The organism is Saccharopolyspora sp. NPDC002376, assembly GCF_053593195.1.
In genome coordinates, this window is record NZ_JBSFBZ010000062.1 from 17,982 (window position 1) to 43,959 (window position 25,978).

The 25,978-nt window shown below is 67.8% G+C and carries 21 protein-coding genes, 3 tRNA genes and 1 pseudogene; 11 read left to right on the plus strand and 14 right to left on the minus strand.

Annotation, left to right across the window (positions count from 1 at the left end; genetic code table 11):
• Window positions 1–13: 13 nt before the first annotated feature.
• Together ACWCO2_RS30660 and ACWCO2_RS30665 are read right to left on the minus strand one after the other, a co-directional pair.
• On the minus strand, window positions 14–487 hold the full coding sequence (locus ACWCO2_RS30660; protein ID WP_450131272.1) for an anthrone oxygenase family protein: 474 nt from the start codon (window positions 485–487) through the stop codon (window positions 14–16).
• Between the two features lie 565 nt (window positions 488–1,052).
• Window positions 1,053–1,135 (minus strand) — tRNA-Leu (locus ACWCO2_RS30665).
• A 212-nt stretch (window positions 1,136–1,347) separates the two neighbouring features.
• On the opposite strand from ACWCO2_RS30665, the gene ACWCO2_RS30670 reads away from it, so the two are divergent.
• From ACWCO2_RS30670 to pknB, 7 genes are read left to right on the plus strand one after another with little or no spacing between them, the layout of a single operon-like run.
• On the plus strand, window positions 1,348–2,748 hold the full coding sequence (locus ACWCO2_RS30670; protein ID WP_450131273.1) for an FhaA domain-containing protein: 1,401 nt from the start codon (window positions 1,348–1,350) through the stop codon (window positions 2,746–2,748).
• A gap of 45 nt (window positions 2,749–2,793) precedes the next feature.
• The gene (locus tag ACWCO2_RS30675) at window positions 2,794–3,261 is read left to right on the plus strand and encodes an FHA domain-containing protein FhaB/FipA (protein WP_450131274.1); all 468 of its coding nucleotides are present in this window, start codon (window positions 2,794–2,796) and stop codon (window positions 3,259–3,261) included.
• Window positions 3,258–4,667 (plus strand): protein phosphatase 2C domain-containing protein, encoded by a 1,410-nt coding sequence (locus tag ACWCO2_RS30680; protein WP_450131275.1) that lies wholly within the window; start codon window positions 3,258–3,260, stop codon window positions 4,665–4,667. The genes ACWCO2_RS30675 and ACWCO2_RS30680 overlap by 4 nt, the downstream gene beginning before the upstream one ends.
• Window positions 4,667–6,079: an FtsW/RodA/SpoVE family cell cycle protein gene (locus tag ACWCO2_RS30685; RefSeq protein WP_450131276.1), complete on the plus strand. Its 1,413-nt coding sequence runs from the start codon at window positions 4,667–4,669 to the stop codon at window positions 6,077–6,079. The genes ACWCO2_RS30680 and ACWCO2_RS30685 overlap by 1 nt, the downstream gene beginning before the upstream one ends.
• Entirely contained in the window at window positions 6,076–7,533 is a 1,458-nt protein-coding gene (locus tag ACWCO2_RS30690; RefSeq protein ID WP_450131277.1) for a peptidoglycan D,D-transpeptidase FtsI family protein, read from the plus strand. Before ACWCO2_RS30685 ends, ACWCO2_RS30690 begins: the two co-directional genes overlap by 4 nt.
• Before the next feature lie 3 nt (window positions 7,534–7,536).
• Complete coding sequence (locus ACWCO2_RS30695) at window positions 7,537–8,829, plus strand: serine/threonine-protein kinase (protein ID WP_450131278.1); 1,293 nt, start codon at window positions 7,537–7,539, stop codon at window positions 8,827–8,829.
• Window positions 8,830–8,866: 37 nt separating this feature from the next.
• On the plus strand, window positions 8,867–10,831 hold the full coding sequence (gene pknB, locus ACWCO2_RS30700) for a Stk1 family PASTA domain-containing Ser/Thr kinase (RefSeq protein WP_450131279.1): 1,965 nt from the start codon (window positions 8,867–8,869) through the stop codon (window positions 10,829–10,831).
• Between the two features lie 61 nt (window positions 10,832–10,892).
• Here pknB and ACWCO2_RS30705 read toward each other — a convergent pair whose 3' ends face one another.
• Window positions 10,893–11,534, minus strand: coding sequence for an aminodeoxychorismate/anthranilate synthase component II (locus tag ACWCO2_RS30705; protein WP_450131280.1), 642 nt, complete (start codon window positions 11,532–11,534; stop codon window positions 10,893–10,895).
• A 388-nt stretch (window positions 11,535–11,922) separates the two neighbouring features.
• Here ACWCO2_RS30705 and crgA point away from each other — a divergent pair, with 388 nt between their 5' ends.
• Window positions 11,923–12,189: a cell division protein CrgA gene (gene crgA / locus ACWCO2_RS30710; RefSeq protein WP_450131281.1), complete on the plus strand. Its 267-nt coding sequence runs from the start codon at window positions 11,923–11,925 to the stop codon at window positions 12,187–12,189.
• Window positions 12,190–12,350: 161 nt separating this feature from the next.
• Window positions 12,351–12,758, plus strand: coding sequence for a PH domain-containing protein (locus ACWCO2_RS30715; protein WP_450131282.1), 408 nt, complete (start codon window positions 12,351–12,353; stop codon window positions 12,756–12,758).
• A 63-nt stretch (window positions 12,759–12,821) separates the two neighbouring features.
• Here ACWCO2_RS30715 and ACWCO2_RS30720 read toward each other — a convergent pair whose 3' ends face one another.
• Both ACWCO2_RS30720 and ACWCO2_RS30725 read right to left on the minus strand, forming a co-directional pair.
• Entirely contained in the window at window positions 12,822–13,751 is a 930-nt protein-coding gene (locus ACWCO2_RS30720) for a rhomboid family intramembrane serine protease (RefSeq protein WP_450131283.1), read from the minus strand.
• A 34-nt stretch (window positions 13,752–13,785) separates the two neighbouring features.
• On the minus strand, window positions 13,786–14,334 hold the full coding sequence (locus ACWCO2_RS30725; RefSeq protein ID WP_450131284.1) for a peptidylprolyl isomerase: 549 nt from the start codon (window positions 14,332–14,334) through the stop codon (window positions 13,786–13,788).
• Window positions 14,335–14,650: 316 nt separating this feature from the next.
• On the opposite strand from ACWCO2_RS30725, the gene ACWCO2_RS30730 reads away from it, so the two are divergent.
• Both ACWCO2_RS30730 and ACWCO2_RS30735 read left to right on the plus strand, forming a co-directional pair.
• Window positions 14,651–15,220 carry a hypothetical protein gene (locus ACWCO2_RS30730; protein ID WP_450131285.1) on the plus strand — a complete coding sequence of 190 codons (570 nt, stop codon included), beginning with the start codon at window positions 14,651–14,653 and terminating at the stop codon, window positions 15,218–15,220.
• 173 nt (window positions 15,221–15,393) lie between these two features.
• Window positions 15,394–15,888 carry an SRPBCC family protein gene (locus ACWCO2_RS30735; RefSeq protein WP_450131286.1) on the plus strand — a complete coding sequence of 165 codons (495 nt, stop codon included), beginning with the start codon at window positions 15,394–15,396 and terminating at the stop codon, window positions 15,886–15,888.
• Between the two features lie 7 nt (window positions 15,889–15,895).
• On the opposite strand, the gene ACWCO2_RS30740 is transcribed toward ACWCO2_RS30735, so the two are convergent.
• The 9 genes and pseudogenes from ACWCO2_RS30740 to recF all read right to left on the minus strand — a co-directional run bounded on the left by ACWCO2_RS30740 (window position 15,896) and on the right by recF (window position 25,796).
• Window positions 15,896–17,143 (minus strand): MFS transporter, encoded by a 1,248-nt coding sequence (locus tag ACWCO2_RS30740; RefSeq protein WP_450131287.1) that lies wholly within the window; start codon window positions 17,141–17,143, stop codon window positions 15,896–15,898.
• Between the two features lie 516 nt (window positions 17,144–17,659).
• A tRNA-Ala gene (locus tag ACWCO2_RS30745) sits at window positions 17,660–17,732 on the minus strand.
• A 110-nt stretch (window positions 17,733–17,842) separates the two neighbouring features.
• A pseudogene (locus tag ACWCO2_RS30750) lies at window positions 17,843–17,950 on the minus strand (DLW-39 family protein); the annotation flags it as partial.
• A gap of 66 nt (window positions 17,951–18,016) precedes the next feature.
• Window positions 18,017–18,090 (minus strand) — tRNA-Ile (locus tag ACWCO2_RS30755).
• Window positions 18,091–18,205: 115 nt separating this feature from the next.
• Complete coding sequence (locus ACWCO2_RS30760) at window positions 18,206–18,970, minus strand: DUF3566 domain-containing protein (RefSeq protein ID WP_450131288.1); 765 nt, start codon at window positions 18,968–18,970, stop codon at window positions 18,206–18,208.
• A gap of 51 nt (window positions 18,971–19,021) precedes the next feature.
• A complete protein-coding gene (gene gyrA, locus ACWCO2_RS30765) occupies window positions 19,022–21,517 on the minus strand; it encodes a DNA gyrase subunit A (protein WP_450131289.1) in 2,496 nt (831 codons plus the stop codon).
• 50 nt (window positions 21,518–21,567) lie between these two features.
• Complete coding sequence (gene gyrB / locus ACWCO2_RS30770; protein WP_450131290.1) at window positions 21,568–23,541, minus strand: DNA topoisomerase (ATP-hydrolyzing) subunit B; 1,974 nt, start codon at window positions 23,539–23,541, stop codon at window positions 21,568–21,570.
• 439 nt (window positions 23,542–23,980) lie between these two features.
• A complete protein-coding gene (locus ACWCO2_RS30775) occupies window positions 23,981–24,517 on the minus strand; it encodes a DUF721 domain-containing protein (protein ID WP_450131294.1) in 537 nt (178 codons plus the stop codon).
• A 103-nt stretch (window positions 24,518–24,620) separates the two neighbouring features.
• A complete protein-coding gene (gene recF / locus ACWCO2_RS30780; RefSeq protein WP_450131291.1) occupies window positions 24,621–25,796 on the minus strand; it encodes a DNA replication/repair protein RecF in 1,176 nt (391 codons plus the stop codon).
• Window positions 25,797–25,978 lie beyond the last annotated feature (182 nt).

Sequence of the window (25,978 nt, forward strand, 5' to 3'; positions counted from 1 at the left end):
CTCCTCCCATCGACTACTGCGAACCGAAGAGCAGCGCGAGCGCCCAGCACAAGAAAGAAGCAGTGCTGGCGAAGGCCCGAACCAGGTTCCACCGGACCCACTTCGCCTCGAACCCCCGACGCAGCGCGGCAACGTCCGCCCCACCAGCTTCCAACGCGTTGTTCAACGGCACGTTCACCCCCGCGGTGATCCCGAACATCACCAGGTACAGCACGAACCCGCCGGCCGCCCACTCGAACCCGGCATCCCCCCGGAACCACAACAACCCGGTGGCCACCCCGCCCAGCGCCAGCCCGCCGAGGAACAAGGACAGGAACACCCAGTTCAAGATCGCCGAGTTGATCCGCTGCATCGCAGCGACGAACGCCGAGTCCTCCACGTCCCGCAACCCGGGCATCACGGCGTACCCGAACGCAGCGAACAACCCGGCCACCAACCCGCTGCACACCACAGCGGCGACCACCACGGCCTCAACCAAGACATCCACCCCACAAGCGAAAACCCGGACGAACCACCGATCACCCTAGGTTCCAGACCCCCCGACCAACCCCACCTCGACCGAAGAAGCCCCAAAACCGAACCGGAGTGGCGATCCCCACACCGAACCCCCGACCCACCTCACCGTTCGCTGTCCGCTGAACCAACCCACCCAGAACATGACGAACCCCACGCCCACAACGAAAAGACGAACCTCACACCCGAAAACCCAAGAAAACCCCCAAAACAGACACAACCAAAAACCCAAAGAAGAGGAACCCCAAAACCCGAAAACTCCAGGTCAACACCCAGAAACCCAAACCAGAAATCCTCAGCCCCCAAGAACTAGGACGACCTCAAAGACGCCGAAACCCCAAGGCAGGCCAGATACAGCCAAGAAGAAGCAGAGATGCGAAGCGAACTGCTGGTTCAGAACCCAGGCCGGGAACGCTCCCCCTGGTGAGGGGCCAGATAAAAGGTGGCCACCGCACCGTGGGGGCCTACGGGGGCTCGGCCCCCGTATAGACATATAAGGAAGGCCCCCCGGCGAAGCATGAGCCGGGGGGCCTTCCGAGTGGGCGAGGAGGGAGTTGAACCCTCACGTCCTTTCGGACACACGGACCTGAACCGTGCGCGTCTGCCATTCCGCCACTCGCCCGTGGCTTGGCTGGAAGCTTACACTGCTTACTTCCGACCGTTGGCACCGGGGTCGCTTTCGCTTCCCTGCTGCCCTGTTGGCGAAAGTAGATTAGCACGGCATGAAGAGGGACTTCACTGGGGGGTCTGGCTTGTTGGGAACAGGGCGGTGTCTCGGCCCGTTGACCCAGATACGATGGGTACCGGAAGTCGTACGCGTGGAAGGGATTTGCCGTGGGCCTCGTGCAGCGCTTTGAGCGCCGACTCGAAGGCATCGTCGGCAATGGCTTCGCGCGCGTTTTCGGCGGGAAGGTCGTACCCCAGGAGGTCGCCCAGGCGCTGCAGCGGGAAGCCGAGCTGCAGGTCCGGGAGCTCGCCGGGGGTCGACTGCTCGCGTGCAACCACTACGTTGTGCAACTGAGCCCGTCCGATCACGATCGGCTCACCGACGACGAGGACCGGGTCACCGACCTCCTCGCCGACTGCGTTCAGGAGCATCTCACCGAGCAGGGGTGGGACACATATGGTGACGTCGTAGTCTCCCTGGAGCGCTCTGAGACGCTGCACACGGGACAGTTTCGAATCAGTTCGACCGTCGACCCCGACGTGACTCGACGGCCGGCACAACCGCGTACCGCAGGAGACCGACCCATGAGCCAGCCACCAGGCCACTACCCCCAGGGAGATCCGTACAACCAGCAGGGGCAGTACGGCTACGACCAGGGTTACGGCCAAGGCCAGGACCCCAACTACGGCCAGCAGCCCCCCGCTGCCGGCGGCTACGACCAGGGCGGCTACGGCCAGCAGCCGGGCTATGACCAGGGTTACGGCCAGCAGCAGCCCGCCGCTGGTTACGACCAGGGCGGCTACGGCCAGCCCGCCGGTTACGACCAGGGCTACGGCCAGCAGCCGGGCTACGACCAGGGCGGCTACGGCCAGCAGCCCGGTTATGACCAGGGTTACGGCCAGCAGCAGCCCGCCGCTGGTTACGACCAGGGCGGTTATGGCGGCCAGCAGCCGGGCTACGACCAGGGCGGCTACGGCCAGCAGCCGGGTTACGACCAGGGCGGTTACGGCCAGCCCGCTGGTTACGACCAGGGCTACGGCCAGCAGCCGGGTTATGACCAGGGTTACGGCCAGCAGCAGCCCGCCGCTGGTTACGACCAGGGCGGTTATGGCGGCCAGCAGCCGGGCTACGACCAGGGCGGCTACGGCCAGCAGCCCGGTGGCGCCTACCCGCAGTCGGGCGGCTTCCCGGACCAGGGCGGCTACGGCCAGCAGCCGGGCGGTGCCTACCCGCAGAGCGCTCCCGGTGGCTACCCGCAGGGCGGCCCGCGCGGTGCGATGACCGCCACGCTGCACCTCGACGACGGTTCGAACCGCTCGTACACGCTGCAGCAGGGCTCTAACGTCATCGGCCGCGGCCAGGAGGGTCAGTTCCGACTGCCCGACACCGGGGTGTCCCGCAAGCACATCGAGATCACCTGGGACGGTCAGAGCGCGATGTTGGCCGACCTCGGTTCCACGAATGGCACCACGGTGAACGGCACCCCGGTGCAGACTTGGCAGTTGGCGGACGGAGACGTGATCAGGGTCGGCCACTCCTCCCTGATCTTCCGCGCCCAGCAGGCCTGAGACCGCGGTACGCGTCCCCGACACGAGTAGGAGCGTTCACAACAAGTGCCAGAGCTGGTTATGCAGCTGACCAGAGCAGGATTCCTCGCCCTGCTCTGGTTGTTCGTCCTGGCTGCGCTTCGAGTGGTTCGTTCAGACCTCTACTCGGCGTCCGGGATGCGGGTCCCGATGCCAGGTGCGGGTCGGGCCCCGGCCAAGGCCAAGGGCAAGGGCAGGAGCAAGGCGCCACGCCAGATGGTGGTGACGCACGGTGCGCTCGCCGGCACGCGCATTTCACTGGACGGTCGGCCGATCATGATCGGCCGGGCGGACGACTCCACGTTGGTCCTCGATGACGACTACGCGTCGACACGACACGCGAAGTTGTCACTTCGGGGCTCCGATTGGTACGTGGAGGATCTAGGCTCCACAAACGGCACATACCTCGATCGGGCGAAGGTCACGGGGCCGACCAAGGTCCCGCTCGGCGTTCCGATCAGAATCGGCAAGACGGTGATCGAGCTGCGCTCATGACCCTCGTCCTTCACTACGCAGCCCGCAGCGACCGCGGCCTGGTTCGTTCCAACAACCAGGACTCGGTCTATGCCGGCCCACGACTACTCGCCCTCGCGGACGGTATGGGAGGCCATGCCGCCGGTGAGGTCGCCAGCAAGGTCGTCATCGCGGCCCTCGCGCCTCTCGATGACGACGAACCGAGCGACGACCTGCTCGGTCAGCTCCGCAACGCGGTGCTGACCGGCAACGGCGCGATCTCCGAGCTGGTGGCCAACGACCCGGACCTGGAAGGGATGGGCACCACGCTGACCGCTGTCCTGTTCGCAGGCAGCAGGCTCGGCTTGGTGCACGTCGGCGACTCCAGGGCGTACCTGGTCCGCGACGGCGAGCTGACCCAGATAACCCACGACGACACCTTCGTGCAGTCGCTGATCGACGAAGGCCGGATCACCGAGGAGGAGGCCGCCAACCACCCGCAGCGCTCGCTGCTGCTGTACGCGTTGACCGGCCACGAGGTGGAACCGAGCCTGGCGATCCGGGAGGCTCGCGCCGGGGACCGCTACCTGCTCTGCTCCGACGGCCTGACCGGCCCGGTGAGCACCGAGACTATGGCGGAAGCCCTGCGCATCCCGGACCCGCAGCAGTGCGCGGACCGGATGATCGAGCTCGCCCTCAAGGGCGGCGGTCCGGACAACGTGACCGTCATCATCGCCGACGTCGTCGACGTCGAATTCGGCGATGACGCCCCGATCGTCGGGGGCGCGGCGGGAAATGGAGATGAGCATCCGCAACCCGATTCGTCGGCGGCGCGCGCGTCCGCGGTAACCATGCCGCGGCCGCAGCCGCAGCGATTCGAGCCCACCTCACCGCCGCCGGAGCAGCCCCGCAAGCGGAGCTGGCTGCGCTGGCTGCTGGTGACGTGCGGCGTGCTCATCCTGCTTGGAGGCGGTGCACTGGTCGGGCGTTGGTGGGTGCTCAACCAGTACTACATCGGTGCGAACAGCGCCGACGAAGTGGTGATCTACCAGGGCGTGCAGGGCACCGTGCTCGGTGTCTCGCTGAACTGGGAGGTGGAGAACTCCTGCCCGCCGGACTCGGCAGCGGACTGCACTCCGATCAAGCTGACGGATCTGCAGGAAGCTCAGCGGCCGGACGTGCGCAACGGCATCACCGAGGTCAACGGTCTGCAGGACGCTCGCGACGCGATGCGCCGACTGCGGATGACCGCGCTGCTGCCCGAGTGCCAGAAGCCCGAGCCCCCGGCGCAGCAGAATCCGCCGCCGCCGGCCAACGGCCAGCAGCCCCCGGGCGAGAACCTGCCGCCCGAATCGCCGAAGCCCCCTGAGGCACCCACGCCGGATGACGCGACACCGCTGCAGACGGAGCAGCAGAAGCCGGGTGTGACCTGCCGGATGGTGAGTTGATGCCTGGACCGGCCGCTCAGACCGGAGCGACCAGCGGCGCCCCGCGAGTTCTCACTCGGCGGGGCACCGAACTGTTCATGCTGGTTTTCGCTGCGGTGATCGTCACCTTCGCGCTGATCCTCGTGGAGGTCGCCCAGAAGCAGACAGTCACCAAGGACCTCTTCCTCTACGGGACGGCGTTCCTGGTGTTGTTCGGCGCGGCGCACGTCGCGGTGCGCCGATGGGCGCCGTACGCCGACCCGTTGATCCTGCCGCTGGTGGCGCTGATCAACGGGATCGGTCTGGTGATGCTGCACCGGCTCGACCTCGCCGAGGTCTACGGCGGGCCGTTCACCGGCAAGCAGATCATGTTCAGCGCGATCGGCGTCGTGCTGTTCGTACTGGTCCTGGCGTTCATCAAGGATCACCGGACGCTCGCTCAGTACGGCTTCACCTGCGGGTTCGTCGGGATCGCGCTGCTGGCCCTGCCCGGCCTGCTGCCCGCCAGCATCTCGGAGGCCAACGGCGCGAAGCTGTGGATCCGGTTCGGCCCGCTGGGCTCCATCCAGCCCGGTGAGTTCGCCAAGATCCTGCTGCTGATCTTCTTCGCCTCGTTCCTGGTCTCCAAGCGGGAGCTGTTCACCACCGCCGGGAAGCGCTTCCTCGGCGTGGACTGGCCGCGCCCGCGGGACCTGATGCCGGTGATCGCGGCCTGGGTGCTGTCCATCGGCATCCTGGTGTTGGAGAAGGACCTGGGCTCCTCGCTGCTGTTCTTCGGCATCGTGCTGGCCATGCTCTACATCGCGACGGAACGCGCGGTGTGGGTGTTCCTCGGCCTGTCCATGTTCGCGCTCGGCGCCGTCGTCGCGTTCAACCTGTTCGACCACGTCCAGGCCCGGGTGAACACCTGGCTGGACCCGCTGGCCGAGGGCGCCGCCAACGACCAGCTCCGCACCGGTCTGTTCGGGATGGCCAACGGCGGCATGTTCGGCTCCGGGCTCGGCTCGGGCCGGCCGTACCTGACCTCCTGGGCGGCCAGCGACTTCATCATCTCGGCCATCGGCGAGGAGCTCGGCCTGGTCGGGCTGATGGCGGTGCTGATGATGTACCTGCTGCTGGTGATGCGCGGTCTGCGCACCTCGCTGGCGGTGCGCGACTCCTTCGGCAAGCTGTTCGCCGGCGGTCTCGCGTTCACCATCGTGCTGCAGCTGTTCGTGGTCGCCGGTGGTGTCACCGGGCTGATCCCGATGACCGGTCTGACCGCGCCGTTCCTGGCGGCCGGTGGGTCGTCGCTGCTCGCCAACTACGTGCTGGTCGCTCTCCTGCTGCGGATCTCCGACGCCGCTCGGCGGCCGCAGACGCCTGCCAAGCCCAAGCCCAAGCAGGCGCCGATCGCGGAAGCGCATACGGAACTCGTGGAGCGTCCCCGATGAACAAGCCGTTGCGCCGCGTGGCGCTGGTTATGATGGCGATGGTCGTCCTGCTGATGGGCAACGCGACCTACATCCAGGTGATCCAGGCCGACGAGCTCCGCGATCACCCGCTGAACAAGCGGACCCAGTACGAGGAGTTCGCCAAGGAGCGCGGGCAGATCATCGCCGGTGGCCAGTCGCTGGCCAGGTCGGTGCCCAACGAGGACAACCGCTACAAGTGGCTGCGCACCTATCCGAACGGGCCGATGTACGCCCCGGTGACCGGGTTCTACTCGTTCTACTACGGCTCCAACGGGATCGAGCGCGCCGAGGACAAGATCCTCACCGGCAAGGACGACAGCCTGGCGTTCGACCGGCTGTCGGACATGATCACCGGCCAGGAGTCGCGCGGCGGCAGCGTCGAGCTGACCATCAACACGGCCATGCAAGAGGTGGCCTACAAGGAGCTGACCAGCAAGGGCTTCACCGGGTCGGTGGTGGCGCTGGACCCGCGGACGGGCGAGATCCTGACCATGGTCAACGCGCCGTCCTACGACCCGAACCTGCTGACCTCGACCGACAACAACGAGGTCGCCAAGCAGTGGAACAACCTCAGCGAGGCCGACGGCGACCCGATGGCCAACCGCGCGGTCTCCGAGATCTACCCGCCTGGTTCGACCTTCAAGCTGATCACCACGGCCGCAGCGCTGCAGAACGGCTACACGCCGGACAGCAAGGTGGAGACCGCCGCGCGCATCCCGCTGCCCGGCACCGCCAGCGCCACGCTGCCCAACTACGGCGGCAAGACGTGCAAGGGCGACACCCTCGAGCTGGCCGTGGCCTACTCCTGCAACACGGCGTTCGCCAAGATCGCCGGTGAGCTCGGCGCGGACAAGATGCGGGAGACCGCTGCCGCGTTCGGCTTCGGCGAGGACCTGCAGATCCCGATGAGCGTGGCCAAGTCCGATCTCGGCCCGATGGCCGACGACGCGTCGCTGTACCAGAGCTCCATCGGCCAGCGCGACGTCCGGGTCACCCCGATGCAGAACGCGATGGTCACCGCAGCCCTCGCCAACGACGGCAAGCTGATGAAGCCGCAAGCGGTGAAGGCCACCCGCGCCCCGGACATGTCGGAGCTGGACACCTTCAAGCCGGAGGAGATGAACCAGGCCGTCTCCCCCGAGGTCGCGCACATGATCCGCGACATGATGATCAAGTCGGAGCAGAACACCAAGGGCTCCGGCAAGATCTCCAACATCCAGATCGCCTCGAAGACCGGTACCGCCCAGCACGGCGACGCCGGCGACAAGCCGCACGGGTGGTACGTGGCGTTCGCCCCCGCCGAGAACCCGACCATCGCGGTCGCGGTGATCGTGGAGAACGGCGGTGACGAGGGCGCCGAGGCCACCGGCGGCTCGATCGCCGCCCCGATCGGCCGGGAGGTCATCCGGGCCGGTCTTCAGGGAGGTGGCTGACCCGTGCTGACCTCCGGCCAGTTACTCGCCGACCGGTACCGACTCGGCAAGCGCATCGCGGTCGGCGGGATGGGCGAGGTGTGGGAGGCGGTGGACGTCCGGCTCGACCGGACGGTGGCGATCAAGGTGCTCAAGGCCGAGCTGTGCGGGGACGCCGAGTTCCTGCACCGCTTCCGCACCGAAGCACGCACCACCGCGTCCTTGAACCACCCCGGCATCGCCGCGGTGCACGATTACGGCGAGACCGCCGCCATCCCGGACGGGCCGGAAGACACCGCCTACCTGGTGATGGAGCTGGTCGAGGGCGAGCCGCTGGCTGCGATCCTCGCCCGCGAAGGCCGCATCAACACCGACCACACGCTGGACATGCTGGAGCAGGCTGGCCAGGCGCTGCAGGCCGCGCACGAGCGCGGTCTGGTGCACCGCGACGTCAAGCCCGGCAACATCCTGATCACGCCCGACGGCAAGGTGAAGCTGACCGACTTCGGCATCGCCAAGGCCGCCGACTCGGCGCCGGTGACCCGCTCCGGAATGGTGATGGGCACCGCGCACTACATCGCGCCGGAGCAGGCCCTGGGCGACGACGCGACCCCGTCCAGCGACGTGTACTCGCTGGCCGTGGTCGGTTACGAGTGCCTGATGGGGCACCGCCCGTTCCTGTCCGACAACGCGGTGACGGTCGCGATGATGCACATCCGCGAGATCGCGCCGCCGCTGCCGCCGGACGTGCCGCCGGGCGTGCGCGCGCTGATCGAGGCGACCATGATCAAGGACCCGCGACGCCGCTACGTCGGCGGTGGCGAGTTCGCCAACGCCGTCGCGGCGGTGCGCGCGGGCCGGCCGCTGCCGACACCGTCGTCGCTGGTCGCGCCGCAACAGCGCCAGCAGCTGAACGTGCCCGTGCCGAACACCGGCATCCACCCGATGCCGGGGCAGCAACTACCGCCGATGGGCAACACCTATCCGCCGGGAGTGATTCCACCGCAGGCACCGGCCCCGCAGCTGCCACCGCCGCAGCAACAGCAGGCGCCGCCCGGCTCCTCGACCAACAAGGTCGTGATCTGGGTGCTGGTGGCGGTGCTGGCGGTGGCGGTGCTGATCGCAGTGGGCTTCACCACGTACTGGATCGTCAACCGCGACCAGAGCCTGGGTGCGGCAACTCACGGCCTGGATTCCGCTGCATCGTTGGGCCACACTGCGCTACGGCACCCGGACCCGGCGGCTCAGCCGGGCCCCGGAGTCGGGGGAGCACCACTCGTCCCGTCGGCCTCGACCGGCGAGGACGGATCGGCATGATGGGACGATCGTTGACAAGGATCGGAACGACGCTTCGATGAGTTCACCCCGACTTCTGTCCAACCGATACGAGCTCGGTGAGACGCTCGGCTACGGCGGCATGTCCGAGGTGTTCCGCGGTCGCGACACCCGGTTGAGCCGGGACGTGGCGGTGAAGATCCTGCGTGCCGATCTCGCCCGAGACCCCACGTTCCAGCTGCGGTTCCGGCGCGAGGCGCAGAACGCGGCCGCACTGAACCACCCGGCGATCGTGGCCGTCTACGACACCGGCGAAACGGACGCCGAGAGCGGGCCGCTGCCCTACATCGTCATGGAGTACGTCGACGGCCGGACGCTGCGCGACATCGTCAAGACCGAGGGGCCGCTGACACCGCGCCGGGCGATGGAGGTCATGGCGGACGCTTCGGCGGCGCTGGACTTCAGCCACCGGCACGGCATCATCCACCGCGACGTCAAGCCGGCCAACATCATGATCACCGGCTCCGGCGCGGTGAAGGTGATGGACTTCGGCATCGCCCGCGCGCTGGCCGACGGCCAGGCGGCGGTCACCCAGACCGCGGCGGTGATCGGCACCGCGCAGTACCTGTCGCCGGAGCAGGCGCGCGGCGAGGCGGTGGACGCGCGAAGCGACGTCTACGCCACGGGCTGCGTGGTGTTCGAGCTGGTCACCGGGGAACCACCGTTCACCGGTGACTCGCCGGTCGCGGTGGCCTACCAGCACGTCCGGGAGGAGCCGCGCAAGCCCTCCGACGTCAACGCGACGGTGCCCGCGTCACTGGACGCGGTGGTGCTCAAGGCGTTGAGCAAGAACCCGGCGAACCGCTACCAGTCGGCCGCTGAGATGCGCGCCGACCTGGTGCGGGTGCTGTCCGGGCAGCGCCCGAAGGCTCCGATGATCATGTCGGACGAAGAGCGCACCGCGATGCTGACCCATACCTCGGCGACCGAGGTCGTGCCGGGTCGCCACCGGTCGGTGGAGCGCGACGCGGAAGAGCCGGTCGACGACGAGCAGGAGCGCAAGCGCCGCAAGCACCGGATGGTCGCGCTCGTGACGGTGGCCTGCGTCGCGGTCTTCGCGCTCGCCGCATGGGCGATCACCTCGTTGGTCGGCAACAACACGCCCAAGACCGAGGCCGTGCCGAACTTCGTGAACATGCTCAAGACCGAAGCGATGGACCGCGCGACCAGGGAGGGCTGGCGGGTCGACCTCAAGTCGTGCCCGTCCACCCAGGACCAGATCGAGAAGATCGTCTCGCAGAAGCCCGAGTACCCGGCTCAGCTGAACAAGGAAGCTGACGCGGTCGAGATCTGCTACGGCACCGGTCCGGAGAGCGTGGACGTCCCAGACCTGGAGGGCTTGTCCATGTCCGAGGCGCAGCAGAAGCTGGAAGGCGTCGGCCTGAAGCTGGGCATCTCGCCGGACTACCAGGAGACCGCGGACTCCAAGATGGTCCAGAAGATCATGGATTGGGACAACCGAGGGGCCGCCATCGCCAAGGGCTCCACGATCAACGTCGTGGTGGGCAAGGCGATCGAGACCGTCGAGGTCCGAAACGTCATCGGCATGCCCTACGACACGGCGAAGGCCTACCTGGAAGGCGCCGGGTTCAAGGTCAGCAAGCAGGTGCGCGACTCCGAGCAGCCGAATGACGTCGTGCTCGACCAGACGCCGGCGGGCGGTACCGAGGCCCGGCCGAATACCGAGGTGACGCTGGTGGTCTCCAACGGCCAGCAGATCACCGTCCCGGACCTGACCGGCATGTCGCCGAGCCAGGCCCAGCAGGCACTGGAGAGCCACGGGTGGACCGGCAGCATCAACGAGGTCAGCCAGGACACCTCGAGCAAGGACATGGACGGCAAGGTGCTCAGCTCCTCGCCGGGCTCCGGCCAGAAGATCAGCCGCAATGAGACGGTGACGATCTACGTGGGCGAATACAGCAACGGCGGGCCCCCGACCACCAGCCCGGACAACGGCGGAGGCCTCTTCCCCCCGTTCGACTGACCAGGCATGCAGAAGGGCGCTTCCCGTGCGGGAAGCGCCCTTCTTCGTTCTGCGGAGCAGGTCAGCGCTGGGCTGCTGCCGCGACCTCGCGCATGCCGCGTTCGAGGTCGGCGACGAGGTGTCCATCCACCGGGTGGCCTGCGCTGGCCATCCAGTTGGCCAGCATGCGGTGGCCGCCGTCGGTGAGCACCGACTCGGGGTGGAACTGGACGCCCTCGACCGGGAGCTCGCGGTGGCGCATGCCCATCACGATGCCCGAGGCGGTCTTCGCGGTGATCTCGAAGTCGTCCGGGATGGAGTCCGCGCGGACGATCAGCGAGTGGTAGCGGGTCGCGATGAACGGCTCCGACAGCCCGGCGAACACCCCGGCCCCGGAGTGGTGGATCTCGCTGACCTTGCCGTGCAGCAGCTCCGGCGCCCGCTCTACGACCCCGCCCCACACCGCCCCGATGGCCTGGTGCCCGAGGCACACGCCCAGTACCGGCTTGCGCTCCGCGGCGCAGCGCTGGATCAGCTCCATCGTGCGACCGGCGCGGTCCGGCGTACCCGGACCGGGGCTGAGCAGGACGGCGTCGGCGGCTGCCACGTCGTCGTCAGTGACGACGTCGTTGCGGCGCACGACACAGTCCGCGCCCAGCTGCGCGAGGTACTGCACGAGGTTGTAGACGAAGCTGTCGTAGTTGTCGACGACGAGTACGCGCACCTGGTCAGCGTACGCGCGCTGTCACCACCTTTTCCTACTGCGTCGTCACGCCGTTGAACGGCAGCAGCGGGTCGATCCACGGGAACACGACACCTGAAGTCGGGCGGTGATCAGCAGCTCGCCGACCACGCGCAGCGCGGAGCGGACGCGTCGACGATCCGGCGGCAGGGCCTCCAAGTGCTCGGGGGATGCCGCGGTTGCGCTCTCCGTCACGGCTCGTACGCGGGTCTGGATGGTCTCCGGGAAAAATGATCATAGCCGGGCTCTAGATCAGCTCTGTGATTGCGTTAACGTGGTACTTGGAACAACGAGCCGATCCGCAGCTGGTTTCGCGGTTTGCACGCCCGAGCACGCGGCACCCGCGGCCGCACCACCTGGCGAGGACACCATGCCGAAGTCCAAGGTCCGCAAGAAGGACTCACCCACCCCGGTGACCGATCGCCGCACGCCGGTGAAGGCGAAGGCGCTCGGCCCGTCGCACCCCATCTACGTCGCAGTGATGCTGGGGATGATGGTCGTCGGGCTGCTGTGGCTGGTGGTCAACTACATCGCGGGCGATAAGATCCCGTTCATGGCCGAACTCGGCGGCTGGAACTTCGCCGTCGGGTTCGCCTTCATGATCGTCGGCCTGCTGATGACGATGCGTTGGCGCTGACCCACCGCAGCGATTCGTGTCGAGGCCCGGAGGGCGCAATCCCTTCGGGCCTCACTCGTCCCGTCGGCGGATTGACTCCGGGTCGTCGAACGACATGGGTGTAACTCATCCCCAGTGGGGATAACTCCTGTGGATAACTCATCGGTAGCAGGTGGATAACGGTGGACGTGCCGAACGAATCGCAGCAGTGGGCCACCCCGGCAGGACTGGTGGTCACCGGCTGGGTGCTCACCGCAGCCGCCGCCGCCTGGTGGTTCGCCACCGAGTCCGCGGTGGACGGCCTGTTCGTCGGCGTCCTGGTGCTCGCCCTCGCCGCTGCCTCGGCGCACGCCACCATCTGCCGCCCGCGCTTGAGCGCGAACCGCGACGGCGTCACCATCCGAAGCCTGCGCGGCCGACGGCACTGGCCCTGGCCTGCCGTGGCGATCCGGGTCCGCGAACACCGCCGCTTCGGCCGCGAGGTGCAGTCCCTGGAGCTCGACGCGGACGTCCTCATCATCCTGACGCGCCTGGACCTCGGCGCGGACCCGCAGGACGTCGCCGACGCCCTGCGCACCTTGCGGAGCTGAGAAGGAATCAGCCCCGGCGTGCCGGTCACCGGGACTGATCGAATTCCTTGCTAATACGAGCTATTACGTTCCGAGCACTCCGCAGCGCGCCTGCGAGCCTGAACCGAAGCACACCAGGTTGCCGAACTGCATGTCCCGCGTGATCAGCATTGCGAGCAGCACCACCAGCAACCCGGCCAGCGCACCGGCCTGGATCAGCGTCTGCCGGTTCCGGGGCGCGTAGACCAGCGCACCGGTCGCGAGCACCCCGAGCACCAGACCACCGAGGTGCCCGAGCAGCGAGATCCCGGGGATCACCACGCTGGCGCCGATGTTCAGAGCGATGACCACCAGCACCGGCCGCAGGCTCACCTTCAGCCGCAGCGCGGCGATGGCGATTCCGCCCATCAACCCGTACACGGCGCCGGACGCACCGGCCACCGGGGCCATCTCGTCACCGAACAGGAACACCGCGGCACCGCCGCCGAGCAGCGACAGCACGTACACCGCGGCGAACCGCCAGCGCCCGAGCAGCAGCTCCAGATCACGACCGATGACCCACAGGGCGATCATGTTCATCGCCAGGTGCAGCAGCCCGATGTGCAGGAAACCGGAGGTGACCAAGCGGAACCACTGCCCGCCGGCGACCAGGATCGGCCACAGCGCGAACTGGTCGAAGATCGGCGCCGTGTGGTTCGCGCCGATGCTGCCGGCCTGGATCGCGGTGATCGCGAAGATCACCACGTTGACCGCGATCAGCAGCGGCACCAGGATCGGCTTGTCGGACAGCTTCGCACCGGCAACCGTCACGGCCTGCCGTTGCCCGCGCTGCCCTTCAGCAACGCAGTCGACGCAGTGCTGGCCGACGGAGGCGTCGCGCAGGCATTCCGGGCACGCCGGACGCTCGCACCGGGTGCAGCGCAGCCCGGTCGGGCGGTCCGGATGCCGGACGCAAGTCGGCAGCTGCGGCGGCGCTCCGTCCGCCCCTGGCTGGGATCCGGGCGGAACAGTCACGTGTGGGACCTGCTCTTTGCTCGGTTGGTGGGTCTCAACTGCGCTCGATCGAGACCTTTTCGATGATGATGTCGTTGACCGGACGGTCGCCCTGGCCGGTCGCAGTGGTCGCGATCGTGTCGACCACGTCGCGGGACTTCTGGTCCGCGACCTCGCCGAAGATGGTGTGCTTGTAGTTCAACCAGCTGGTCGCAGCCACCGTGATGAAGAACTGCGAGCCGTTGGTACCGGGCCCGGCGTTGGCCATGGCCAGCAGGTACGGCCGGTCGAACTGCAGGGTCGGGTGGAACTCGTCGCCGAACTTGTAGCCCGGGCCACCGCGGCCGGTGCCGGTCGGGTCACCGGTCTGGGCCATGAAGCCCTCGATGACGCGGTGGAAGATCACCCCGTCGTAGAACGGGCCGGACTTCTCGCCCTTCGCGTTCGGCTCGGTGTATTCCTGGGTGCCTTCGGCAAGACCGACGAAGTTCTTCACGGTCTTGGGCGCCTGGTCGGGGAACAGGTTGATCCGGATGTCCCCCTGCGAGGTGTGCAGGGTCGCGGTCACCGTCGTCCCAACGAGCGATCCATTGTCTTCAGCCACTCGACCATCCTGCCATCGAACAGGCCGATACCGGTTTCTGGGTGCAATATGGGCCAGGACGCGGCCCAGAAGTCGACCGGCACAACGCCGGACCCAAGGAGGGTTCACGGGTGATTTGCGCAGCGGTGCGGGTAGCGGAACCTCAGCGTCCGTCTGGGCTGCGGGATCCCCTCCTGACGTATGTCCAATACGCGGCGTCGGGGCTGTCCTCGCCAGACGAACGCTGAGAACCCGCGGCGGTGCGAGTGGCGAGCCTGCTCACCAAGAAGAGGAAGCGGCTCGCGCCGCTTATCGAGAACAGGGACTGCGGAGGCAGATGATGGACGAGGTGAAGGCGATGGCCCGAGCTGGCGAGAGCGTGGGCAAGGCGGTGGGGACCGGCATCAAGTCCGCCCGCCACGGCGCGAAACGCGCGAGCGAGGTGGGCGTGGCGTTCTCCAAGCACGCCGCCATGCTGGCCGAGCAGGAACTCGCCAACCGGGGCATTTCGACCGACGAGCTGCAGGAGAAGATCGCGCAGCGCACCACCGGGATGTCCCGCAAGGAGCTCTCCAAGCGCAGCCGCAAGGCGCGCAAGCAGTGGGAGAAGAAGGCCGCCGAGTCCCGCAAGCAGCTCGCCAAGAACACGGTGGCGGCCCGCAAGGAACTGGCCGAGCGGATCAACCCGAAGCCGAAGCGCCGCAAGTGGCCGTGGGTCCTGCTGGCCCTGGGCGGTCTGGCCGCAGCAGCCGCGGTCGCGCTCTCCCGCCGCCCGGAAGAGCTTCCCGTGGCTTCCGCCGAAAGCGACGTCACCAGGCGAGACAACGCGGCCCGCCACCGCGCGGACCGCTACGAGGTGCCACCCCAGTCCGACGGCCATCACCCCGCCGCCGAACGCTCCCACTGACCGAGATCATCCGAATGTGGGCACCTTCAGGCAGTTCAACTCCGTGGCGCGAAGCGCCTCCTTGGGGGGGCGGTCGGGCGACGGGTGGGCTTGCTCGAAGGTGCCCTTCACCGCGTTCTGAAGTGGTTCGAATCATACGGCGGTGGACCGGTTCACGGGGACAGGATGCTGTTATGACAGAATCGACGAGTTTCGATTTGCACGCCACCGCCGAGGTGGCCGCGACCGCGGACGTGGTGTACCGGGTCGCCAGCGACATCACGCGCATGGGCGAGTGGAGCCCGGAGTGCACCGGCGGCGAGTGGATGTCCGAGGAGCCGGGTGCGGTCGGCGCCCGGTTCAAGGGGCACAACCGGCTCGGCGACGACACCTGGACCACCGAGTGCGAGGTGCTCGAGGCCGAGCCGGGGCGCCGGTTCGCCTGGGCGGTGCTCGCCCAGTCCGATCCCTCGGAGAACCCGGTGTGGTCCTTCGAGGTCGAGCCGACCGCCGACGGCTGCCGGCTGACCCAGCGCTTCGTGATGAAGTCCCCGCCGAGCCAGTTGCTGGCCATCCGGGACAGCCTCCCGCCGGAGCAGGCCGCTACGTTCCTGGAGTTCCGCCGCGGCCTCCTCCAAGAGGCCATGCAGCAAACGGTGGACCAGATCAAGGCGGCTGCCGAGAGCTGAATCGCCGCTAGGCGTGCTGGGAGTTGTTGGCGTTGAGCTCCTGCTCCTGCGAAACCCCGGGCCTCCCGACCATCGCAGCGCCGACAGCACCCAGCGCGCCGACCACGGCGAAGGCGTAGAAGCCCCACGGGTAGGCGATGCCAGCCGTGAGCATGGCGCCACCGAGCAGCGGCCCGCAGATCGCACCGATGCGCCCGATCCCGGCCGACCACCCGAGCCCGGTGGCCCGGTTCGCCGCCGGGTACACGCGACCGATGTAGGCGTACACGAGCACCTGCGAGCTGAACACGAAGCACCCGGCGATCAGCACCGCGACGTACACGCCGATCCCCGGCAGCTTGATGCTCAGCGCAGCCAGGAACACCGCGGACGCGGCGAACCAGGCGATCGTCGACGGTCGAAGCCCGATCCGGTCAGCCACCGCACCAGCGATCAAAAGCCCGATCACCGCACCGATGTTCAACGTCAGCAACAACCCCAGCGCCGCACCGAGCGGATACCCGGCGGACTTCATGATCTGCGGCAACCAGGTGTTGAGCCCGTAGACCAGCAACAACCCCATGAAGGACGTGACCCAGAAGGCAATGGTGGCCCGAGCGAACCCACCGCGGAACAACGAAGCGACGGCATCGGCCCCACCACGCGAACCGCGTTCGGCCTTGACCTGCTCGAAGGACTCCGACTCGGGCAGGTACCGAAGCATGAGCGGCACGAGCACCAACGCAGGCGCGGCCCCGATGACGAACATCGCCCGCCACCCCAAGCTCGGCAGCACAGCGATTCCGAGCAGAGCGGTCAGCACGGCCCCAACGTGATACCCGGTCATGATCGAGGTGGTGGCACTACCGCTCTTCCCTGCCCGAGCGTGCTCGGTGACCAGAGCGATCGCGGTCGGCAGACACCCGCCAAGACCCAACCCGGCAAGAAACCGCAGCAACCCGAAGACGAACACCGAAGGCGCAACCGCACACAGCGCGGTCAGCACGGAGAAGCTGGTCACCGCAAAGATCAGAGCCTTCCGCCGGCCGATGACATCGGTGACGGTCCCGATCGCCAGCGCCCCGATGGTCATCCCGACCAACCCAACGGTCGAAACGACGGAAGCGCTAGCAGGAGTCAGCCCCCACTGCTGATTCTCAAGCAGCACCGGCAGCACAGACCCGAGCACAACGAGGTCGAACCCGTCCAGCAGAACGGCGGTCCAGCACAACCCGAGGGCCCAACCACCCCGCCCGACAAACCCACGCCCACCCATAGAACCTCCCTGCAACGCTGCAGAAACCCAACCCCGACAGCAGAAGCAAGGATGTTCACCCGACCAGCCCCGAACCCCACCAAACCCCCTTCCACTCCCCGAAAACTCCCACCAAGAACCCCAAAATGCCAACCAGGAAAGAAGAAGCAAGAAGCAGAACGACAAGCCACAGCCAACCCCAAGCGAACAACGAATAGGCGAGTCCCAAGGGCCGAGCGACCAAGAGGCGAGTCCCAAGGGCCGAGCGACCAAGAGGCGAGTGACGAAGAGGCGAGTGACGAAGAGGCGAGTGACGAAGAGGCGAGTGACGAAGAGGCGAGTGACGAAGAGGCGAGCGGCCGCGACATCAAAACTGCACGGAGGCTAGTCCGAGAGCAGACCGGGAACGCTCCCCGACGCGAGGAGCCGGATAAAGGTGCCCACCGCACCGTGGGGGCCCGCGGGGCTCGGCCCCCGCGATAGGCACGCGGAACGCAAAAGGCTCGCGCTCTCCGCGAGCACGAGCCTCCCATTGCGTGGAGACGAGGGGAATCGAACCCCTAACCCCCGCCTTGCAAAGGCGGTGCTCTGCCAATTGAGCTACGTCCCCTGGTTGTCGCCGCTCCGGGTCAGCTGACCGGTGGTGCTGGCGACGAGAACAGCCCGGTGCGGCGAACCGGACCGGGCTGGTTCAAGAACCTCGCCGGAGGATCAGGCCTCGGCGGTGGCCTCGCGCCACAAGTCGGCCTCGGCCTTGGCGGCGCGGTTTCGCCGAACGACGAACAGGACGACTCCAGCAACTGCGGCGAGTGCGAGCAGCTTCTTCACTTCCGGTCGCCTCCTTGCACGCGGCGCGCGGGCCCGTGACGTCTCAGGTGTTGAAAGGGTTACCAGTGGGCCTAGAAGGACTTGAACCTTCGACCTCTTCGTTATCAGCGAAGCGCTCTAACCGCCTGAGCTATAGGCCCTTGTTGTGATTCAAAGACTACAGGACGCCTTCCGGCGTCTGAACGGGGGGTGGGTCCCGCGCCGGAGGACGTGGCGATTCCGGGCCCGCTGGACCGGAATCGCCACGTCAGCGGCTCACTCCCGCTCGGACAGGGTGATCTCGACGCCGCCGGCGAAGTCGGCCGCCACGTTGTAGATGAACGCGGCCACCGTCGCCAGCGCGGTCACCAGCACGATGTTGATCGCGCCGATGATCGAGGCGACCCCGAACACGCGCGCGGCGCTGATCAACGGCTCGGCCGCCGCGTCGTCGGGCTGGGTCAGCTCGCTGAAGGTGCCGTTGAGCTGCTCCCACACGCCCATGCCGTCGAGCACGCCATAGAGCACCGCCACCGCGATCATCCAGACGAAGAACAGCGCCACGCTGAGCACCAGCGCGAGCTTCAGCACCGACCACGGGTCGACCCGCTTGACCTGCAGGCTGGCCCGGCGCGGCCCCCGGCTGGGCCGTCGCGCCGACGGGGTCGACGCGTTGCGCGCGCTGCCCCCGGAACCAGTGCCGGACCCGGTGAACGACACCGTGGTCCGCGCCGACTGCGGCACCTTGGTGCGCACGGTCTCCTGGTCCGCGAACTGCTTGGGGATGGTCTGCGTGTCGTCGACGTCCGGCACCGGGGTGTCCGGGGTGGAGGCGGAAACCGAATCCGCCCCGGACGCCGACGCGCGCTGCCACGGCGGCGGCGTTTCGGTGCCGTTCAGCTCCTCACCGCTGGCGGCCTCCGCGGCCGCCGAGCCGGATTCGGTTTCCGCCTCGGCGGTGCTGTCGACTGCTTGAGTGCTGACCGAAGCCTGGTCCGCGTCCTGCGGGCCCGAGGACTCCGGCTTCTCGGAAGATGTCACGAGCGATCCTTCGGTGATCGTCGGCGGTGTGCGGCGTGGTCTCCCACAGTGTTACTTCTGCTGCTCCGGCCCCGCAGCGTCCGGGTCGACGGCCTCGTCGGCGTTGCGCGCGATGGCCACCAACGCGGAAGCTTCGTCGAGGTTCATCAGACGAACCCCCTTCGTCTGCCTGCCGGCCTTGCGCACCTCCTTGGCAGTGGTGCGGATGACCCCACCGCTCGAGGTGATCGCGTAGAGCTCGTCGTCGAGTTCGACGATGAGCGCCCCCACCAGCCTGCCACGCTTGTTGTCGTGCTGGAGAGTCAGCACACCCTTTCCGCCGCGACCCTGCACTGGGTAGTCGTCGATCTGGGTGCGCTTGGCGTAGCCCCGATCGGTGGCCACCAGCACGTACCGGTCCTCGCGCACGACGCCCATGGCCAGCAGCTCGTCACCGTCGTTGAACCGCATGCCCAGCACACCCGAGGTGGCACGACCCATCGGCCGCAGCGCGTCGTCGGTGGCGTGGAACCGGATCGACTGGCCCTCGGCGGACACCAGCAGCAGGTCGTCGTCCGCGGAGCACAGCACCGCACCGACCAGCTCGTCGTCCTCCTTCAGGTTGACGCCGATGAGACCACCCGATCGGTTGGAATCGAAATCGGTCAACCGGGACTTCTTGACCAGGCCCTTCTTGGTGGCCAGCACCAGGTACGGGGCCGCCGTGTAGTCCTTGATCTGCATGACCTGGGCGATCTGCTCGTCCGGCTGGAACGCCAGCAGGTTCGCCACGTGCTGGCCGCGGGCCGTGCGGTTGGCCTCCGGCAGCTCGTAGGCCTTCGCCCGGTAGACCCGGCCCTTGTTGGTGAAGAACAGGATCCAGTCGTGGGTCGAGCAGACGAAGAAGTGCGACACAATGTCGTCCTGCTTCAGCGCCGCGCCCTGCACGCCCTTGCCGCCGCGCTTCTGCGCCCGGTACAGGTCGGTGCGGGTCCGCTTCGCGTAACCCGTGCGGGTGATGGTGACGACCACGTCCTCTTCGGCGATGAGGTCTTCCATGGAGACCTCGCCCTCGAACGGGACGATCTTGGTGCGCCGGTCCTCGCCGTACTTGTCGACGATCTCCATCAGCTCTTCGCGGATGATCTGCCGCTGGCGCTCGGGCTTGGCGAGGACGTCCTTGAGGTCCTCGATCTCCCGCTCGATCTCGGCCAGCTGGTCGACGATCTTCTGCCGCTCCAGGGCGGCCAGGCGGCGCAGCTGCATCTCCAGGATCGCGTTGGCCTGGATCTCGTCGACGTCGAGCAGCTCGATCAGGCCGGTACGCGCGTCGTCCACCGTGGGCGAGCGCCGGATCAGGGCGATGACCTCGTCCAGCATGTCCAGCGCCTTGACCAGACCGCGCAGGATGTGGGCGCGCTCCTCGGCCTTCCGCAGCCGGTACTTGGTGCGCCGGACGATGACCTCGACCTGGTGCTTGACGTAGTACCGGATCGTCTGGTCGAGCCGCAGCGTGCGCGGCACGCCGTCGACCAGGGCCAGCATGTTGACGCCGAAGGTCGTCTGCAGCTGGGTGTGCTTGTAGAGGTTGTTCAGCACCACCTTCGGGATCGCGTCGCGCTTGAGCGTGACGACGATCCGCATGCCGCGGCGGCTGTTGGACTCGTCGGCGATGTCCGAGATGCCGGTGATCTTGCCTTCCCGGTGCATCGAGGCGATGTTCTCGATGAGGTTGTCCGGGTTGACCTGGTAGGGCAGCTCGGTGACGACCAGCGTGGTACGCCCCTTGCTGTCCTCCTCGATGGTGACGACGGCCCGCATCTTGATGGAGCCGCGGCCGGTGCGGTAGGCGTCCGCGATGGCGTTGGTGCCCAGGATCTGGGCGTGGGTCGGGAAGTCCGGCCCCTTGATCCGCGCCATCAGGGCCTCGAGCAGCTGCTCGTCGTCGGCCTCGGGGTTCTCCAGCGCCCAGACGACGCCGTCGGCGACCTCGCGCAGGTTGTGCGGCGGGATGTTGGTCGCCATCCCGACCGCGATCCCGCCACCGCCGTTGACCAGCAGGTTCGGGAACCGCGCCGGCAGCACGTCGGGTTCCTGGGTGCGCCCGTCGTAGTTGTCGGAGAAGTCGACGGTGTCCTCTTCGATGTCGGCGAGCATGTGCATCGCCAACGGGGCCAGCCGCGACTCGGTGTACCGCATGGCGGCCGCCGGGTCGTTGCCGGGCGAACCGAAGTTGCCCTGACCGTCGATCAGCGGGTGGCGCATCGACCACGGCTGGGCCAGGCGGACCAGGGTGTCGTAGATCGCCGAGTCGCCGTGCGGGTGGTAGTTGCCCATCACGTCGCCGACGACGCGGGAGCACTTCACGTACCCGCGGTCCGGGCGGAAGCCCGAGTCGTACATCGCGTACAGCACGCGCCGGTGCACCGGTTTGAGCCCGTCGCGCACGTCCGGGAGGGCGCGCGCGACGATGACGCTCATCGCGTAGTTGATGTAGGAGTTCTGCATCTCCTGCTGGAGTTCGACCGGTTCGATCCGGCCGTGTTCCGGCGGCAGGATTTCCGTCATGCTCTTCCCTTGCTATTCGGAGAGTTCGGTGGCTGGCCTGCGCGTCGGCGTCACACGTCGAGGAAGCCGGCGTCCTTGGCGTTGCGGGTGATGAACGAGCGCCGGGCTTCGACGTCCTCGCCCATCAGCACGCTGAACAGCTCGTCCGCGGTCGCCGCGTCGTCCAGCGAGACCTGCAGCAGCAGCCGGGTCTCCGGGTTCATCGTGGTTTCCCACAGCTCGTCGGCGTTCATCTCGCCGAGACCCTTGTAGCGCTGGATGCCGTCGTCCTTCGGCAGCTTGCGACCGGCGGCGGAGCCCGCCTCGAGCAGCGCGTTGCGCTCGCGGTCGCTGTAGGCGTACTCCGGCTCCGAGCGCGGCCACTTGATCTTGTACAGCGGCGGCTGCGCCAGGAAGACGTGGCCGTTCTCGATCAGCGGGCGCATGAAGCGGAACAGCAGGGTGAGCAGCAGGGTGCGGATGTGCTGGCCGTCGACGTCGGCGTCGGCCATCAGCACGATCTTGTGGTACCGCAGCTTGGACAGGTCGAACTCGTCGTGGATGCCGGTGCCCAGCGCGGTGATGATCGCCTGGACCTCGTTGTTCTTGAGGACCTTGTCGATCCGCGACTTCTCCACGTTGATGATTTTGCCTCGCAGCGGCAAGATCGCCTGGAAGCGCGACTCGCGGCCTTCCTTGGCCGAGCCGCCCGCGGAGTCGCCCTCCACGATGTAGAGCTCGCACTCCTCCGGGTTGTTGGACTGGCAGTCCTTCAGCTTGCCCGGCAGGCCGCCGATGTCCATCGCGCTCTTGCGGCGCACCAGCTCCTTGGCCTTGCGCGCGGCCATCCGCGCCTGCGCCGAGGAGACCGCCTTGTTGACGATGACCTTGGCCTCGGCCGGGTTGCGCTCGAACCAGTCGGTCAGCCACTCGAACGCGGTGGTCTGCACGAACGACTTGACCTCGGTGTTGCCCAGCTTGGTCTTGGTCTGGCCCTCGAACTGCGGCTCGCGGACCTTCACCGACACGATCGCGGCCAAGCCCTCGCGGACGTCGTCACCGGTGAGGTTGCCGTCCTTGTCCTTGATGAGCTTCTTGTCCCGCGCGTAGGCGTTGACCACGCGGGTCAGCGCGGAGCGGAAGCCCTCCTCGTGGGTGCCGCCCTCGTGCGTGTTGATGGTGTTCGCGAAGGTGTAGACCGACTGGTTGTAGCCGGAGTTCCACTGCATCGCGACCTCGAGCTCTTGCCCATCACCGGACGCGTTGAAGGCCACCACCTTCTTGTGGATGGGCTCCTTGGTGGCGTTGATGTGCTTGACGAAGTCCTCGAGACCGCCCGGGTAGTGGAAGGTCCGCTCCTTGGCGCGCGCCGTGCTGCCGCTGGCGTCCTCGCCGGACTCGTCCTCCTCCTCGACCCGCTCGTCGCGCAGGATGATGGTCAGGCCCTTGTTCAGGAACGCCATCTCCTGCATGCGGCGCGCGATCGTCTCGGCGTTGTACCTGGTCGTCTCGAAGATCGTCGAGTCGGCCCAGAAGGTGATGCTGGTACCGGTCTTGTCGGTCTTCTCGCCGCGCTGGAGGTCGGAAACGGGCTTGGAGTCCTCGTAGCGCTGCCGCCACACGTAACCGTTGAGGTGGATCTCGGCCTCCAGCGAGCTGGACAGCGCGTTGACCACCGAGACGCCGACGCCGTGCAGACCACCGGAGACGGCGTAGGAGTCGCCGCCGAACTTGCCGCCCGCGTGCAGCACGGTCAGCACGACCTCGAGGGTCGGCTTCTTCTCCACCGGGTGCATGTCGACCGGGATGCCGCGGCCGTCGTCGACCACGCGCACGCCGCCGTCGGGGAGCAGGGTCACCTCGACGGTGGTCGCGTACCCGGCCATCGCCTCGTCGACCGAGTTGTCCACGACCTCCCACACCAGGTGGTGCAGACCGCGTTCACCGGTCGAACCGATGTACATGCCCGGACGCTTGCGGACGGCCTCAAGGCCCTCAAGAACGGTGATGGACGAAGCGTTGTATTCGCTCTTCTTCGGTGCCACGGGCCTCGATTTCTCCTTGAGCCGACTGTGCTGTCAGGGTGATCGGTCGATGCCGGTTCGAACGCGCAACGTCCCGCACCGCTGACCACTTCGGGGCGACTCTCGTCTGCTGGCGCCGCACCGGCCGGTCGGCCGGTTCCGCGCACCGCACCGATGCGCTGTCTGGTGGGCGCCTCGGCCACACCCGGTTTGATTCTACTGGTCTGCCCGGACAGAAGTGGGGCAAGGACACCCCTGACTTGCTCACAGAGCGAAGAACTCGAATCAATCCACCATCAGAGAGCCGGGAGCGGCGGCCGTTGGATCTCGGCGGCGATCGGCCGCCTGTCCGGCCGCTCCAGCGCCGGGGCCCGCTCCCCGACGCGCGGCGATCGCGCCGAGACCGGGCGTCGCCACCGCCTCAGCAGCCCGATCACCTGCACTTCCGGCGCGAAAAGGATCAACCGTAGGTGTCGCGCGGGCCCCTGCCGGGGACGTGTCGCGGGCCGTACCGCCAGCTGGGCGCGGCCGGTCCCTGCACCTTGATGCGGCGGACCACGTCGCGGCCGACGCCGTCGCTGATCCGCTTGAGGATCTGCCGCTGCAGCAGCCGCAGCTGGGTGGCCCAGGCAGTGGACTGGGCCTGAACCGTCAGCTCGCCGTCCTTGAGCGTCACCGGTTTGGTGTGCTCGGCGATGTCGGCGCCGACCAGCGAGGACCACTTCGCGAACACCTGTCCCCCGGAGAGGTGTTCGGTCCAGCCGTGTTCGGAGGCGATGCGGGCTGCCAGCCGGCCCAGCGACTGCGGGTCCCGATCGTCCGGACCGGGCCCTGACCAGCCACGACGACGTCGCGGGCGGATCTTGCCGCCCTTCTTCTTGGCGTCCTTGCGACGGGCCGCGGACTGCTCGCGAGCAGCTTGCAGCGCGGCGCGCGCCAGGTCGGGGCCGCTCATTCCGGCGCTGTCACCGGCGCCGGCGGCCTCGCCCGGTGGCATCGAGTTATCCACACCATCCACAGAGTTATCCCCAGCTGTGGGTGGATCCGTGGACCGAGTGGCCTTGTTGGTCACGCTGGGTGCACCGACTGAACGCGTGCGGTCACTGGACACGTCGCACCTCGCCTTCGCGGACGTCGTATCGCACGCCGGCGAGCTCCGGCGGCACGTCCTCGGCTACCGCCGCGGTCACCAGCACCTGCTCGGCCCCGGCGACCAGCTCGGCCAGCCGGGCCCGTCGGCGCCGGTCCAGTTCGGCGAAGACGTCGTCCAAGATCAGCACCGGTTCGGCGCCATCTTCGGTGAGCAGGTGGTAGGAAGCCAGCCGCAACGCCAGCACCAACGACCACGATTCGCCGTGGCTGGCGTAGCCCTTGGCGGGCAGCTCGCCGAGCAGCAGCTCCAGGTCGTCGCGGTGCGGACCGACCAGCGACACTCCGCGCTCGATCTCCTGTGACCGGACCCGCGCCAGCTCCTCGAGCAGCGCGGCCTCCAGCTCCTCGACGTCGGCAACCTTCCCCATCGGCTCGCCGTAGCCCTCGGGCAGCGACGCGCCGAGGCTGCTCCGGTAGCGCAGGGAAGCGACCCGACTCGACGGCAGGCTGGCTTCATCGGTCGCCGCGACGTTGGCGTAAGCGCTGGTCATGTGGGGTGCGATGGCGGCGACGAGGTCGAGTCGACCGGCCAGCAGCTCCGCGCCGAAACGCGCCAGGTGCCCGTCCCAGACCTCCAGCGTCCGCAGATCCGCCTTGGCCCCACCGCGCTTCGCAGCCCCTGCGGACTTCAACAGCGCGCTGCGCTGCTTGAGCACTCGCTCGTAGTCGGAACGCACGCCCGCGAACCGCGGCGCGCGGGAAACCAGCAGCTCGTCGAGGAACCGACGGCGTTCGCCCGGATCGCCGCGAACGATCGACAGGTCCTCCGGCGCGAACAGCACGGTGCGCAGGATCCCCAGCACATCACGGGGTTTGGCGGCAGCGCCGCGGTTGATCCGAGCGCGGTTGGCCTTGCCCGGCGTGATCTCCAGCTCGACCAGCAGCTCGCGACCACCGTTGACCACGGCAGCACGCACCACCGCGCGCCCCGCACCCTCGCGGACCAGCGGCGCATCGCTCGCGACGCGGTGCGAACCGAGGGTGGCGATGTAGCCGATGGCCTCGACCAGGTTCGTCTTGCCCTGCCCGTTGGACCCGACGAGCGCGGTGATCCCCGGTTCCAAAGCCAGGTCGGCGTGCGGCCAGGACCGGAAGTCGGTCACCTGCAAATGACGGACGTACACGACGATCCAACCTACTGCGCTGAGGAGCGGGAGATTTGCGCGGCGGGGAAAGAGGCGGAACCCCAGCTCCCGCCCGAACTCCGGTGTTGGGTCGATTTGTCGGGCATCCAGCGGCGTCGCACGTCCTCGTCGAGCGCCTCGACGTGGATGCCGATGGAGGTTGCTCCCGCGTCATGCAGGTC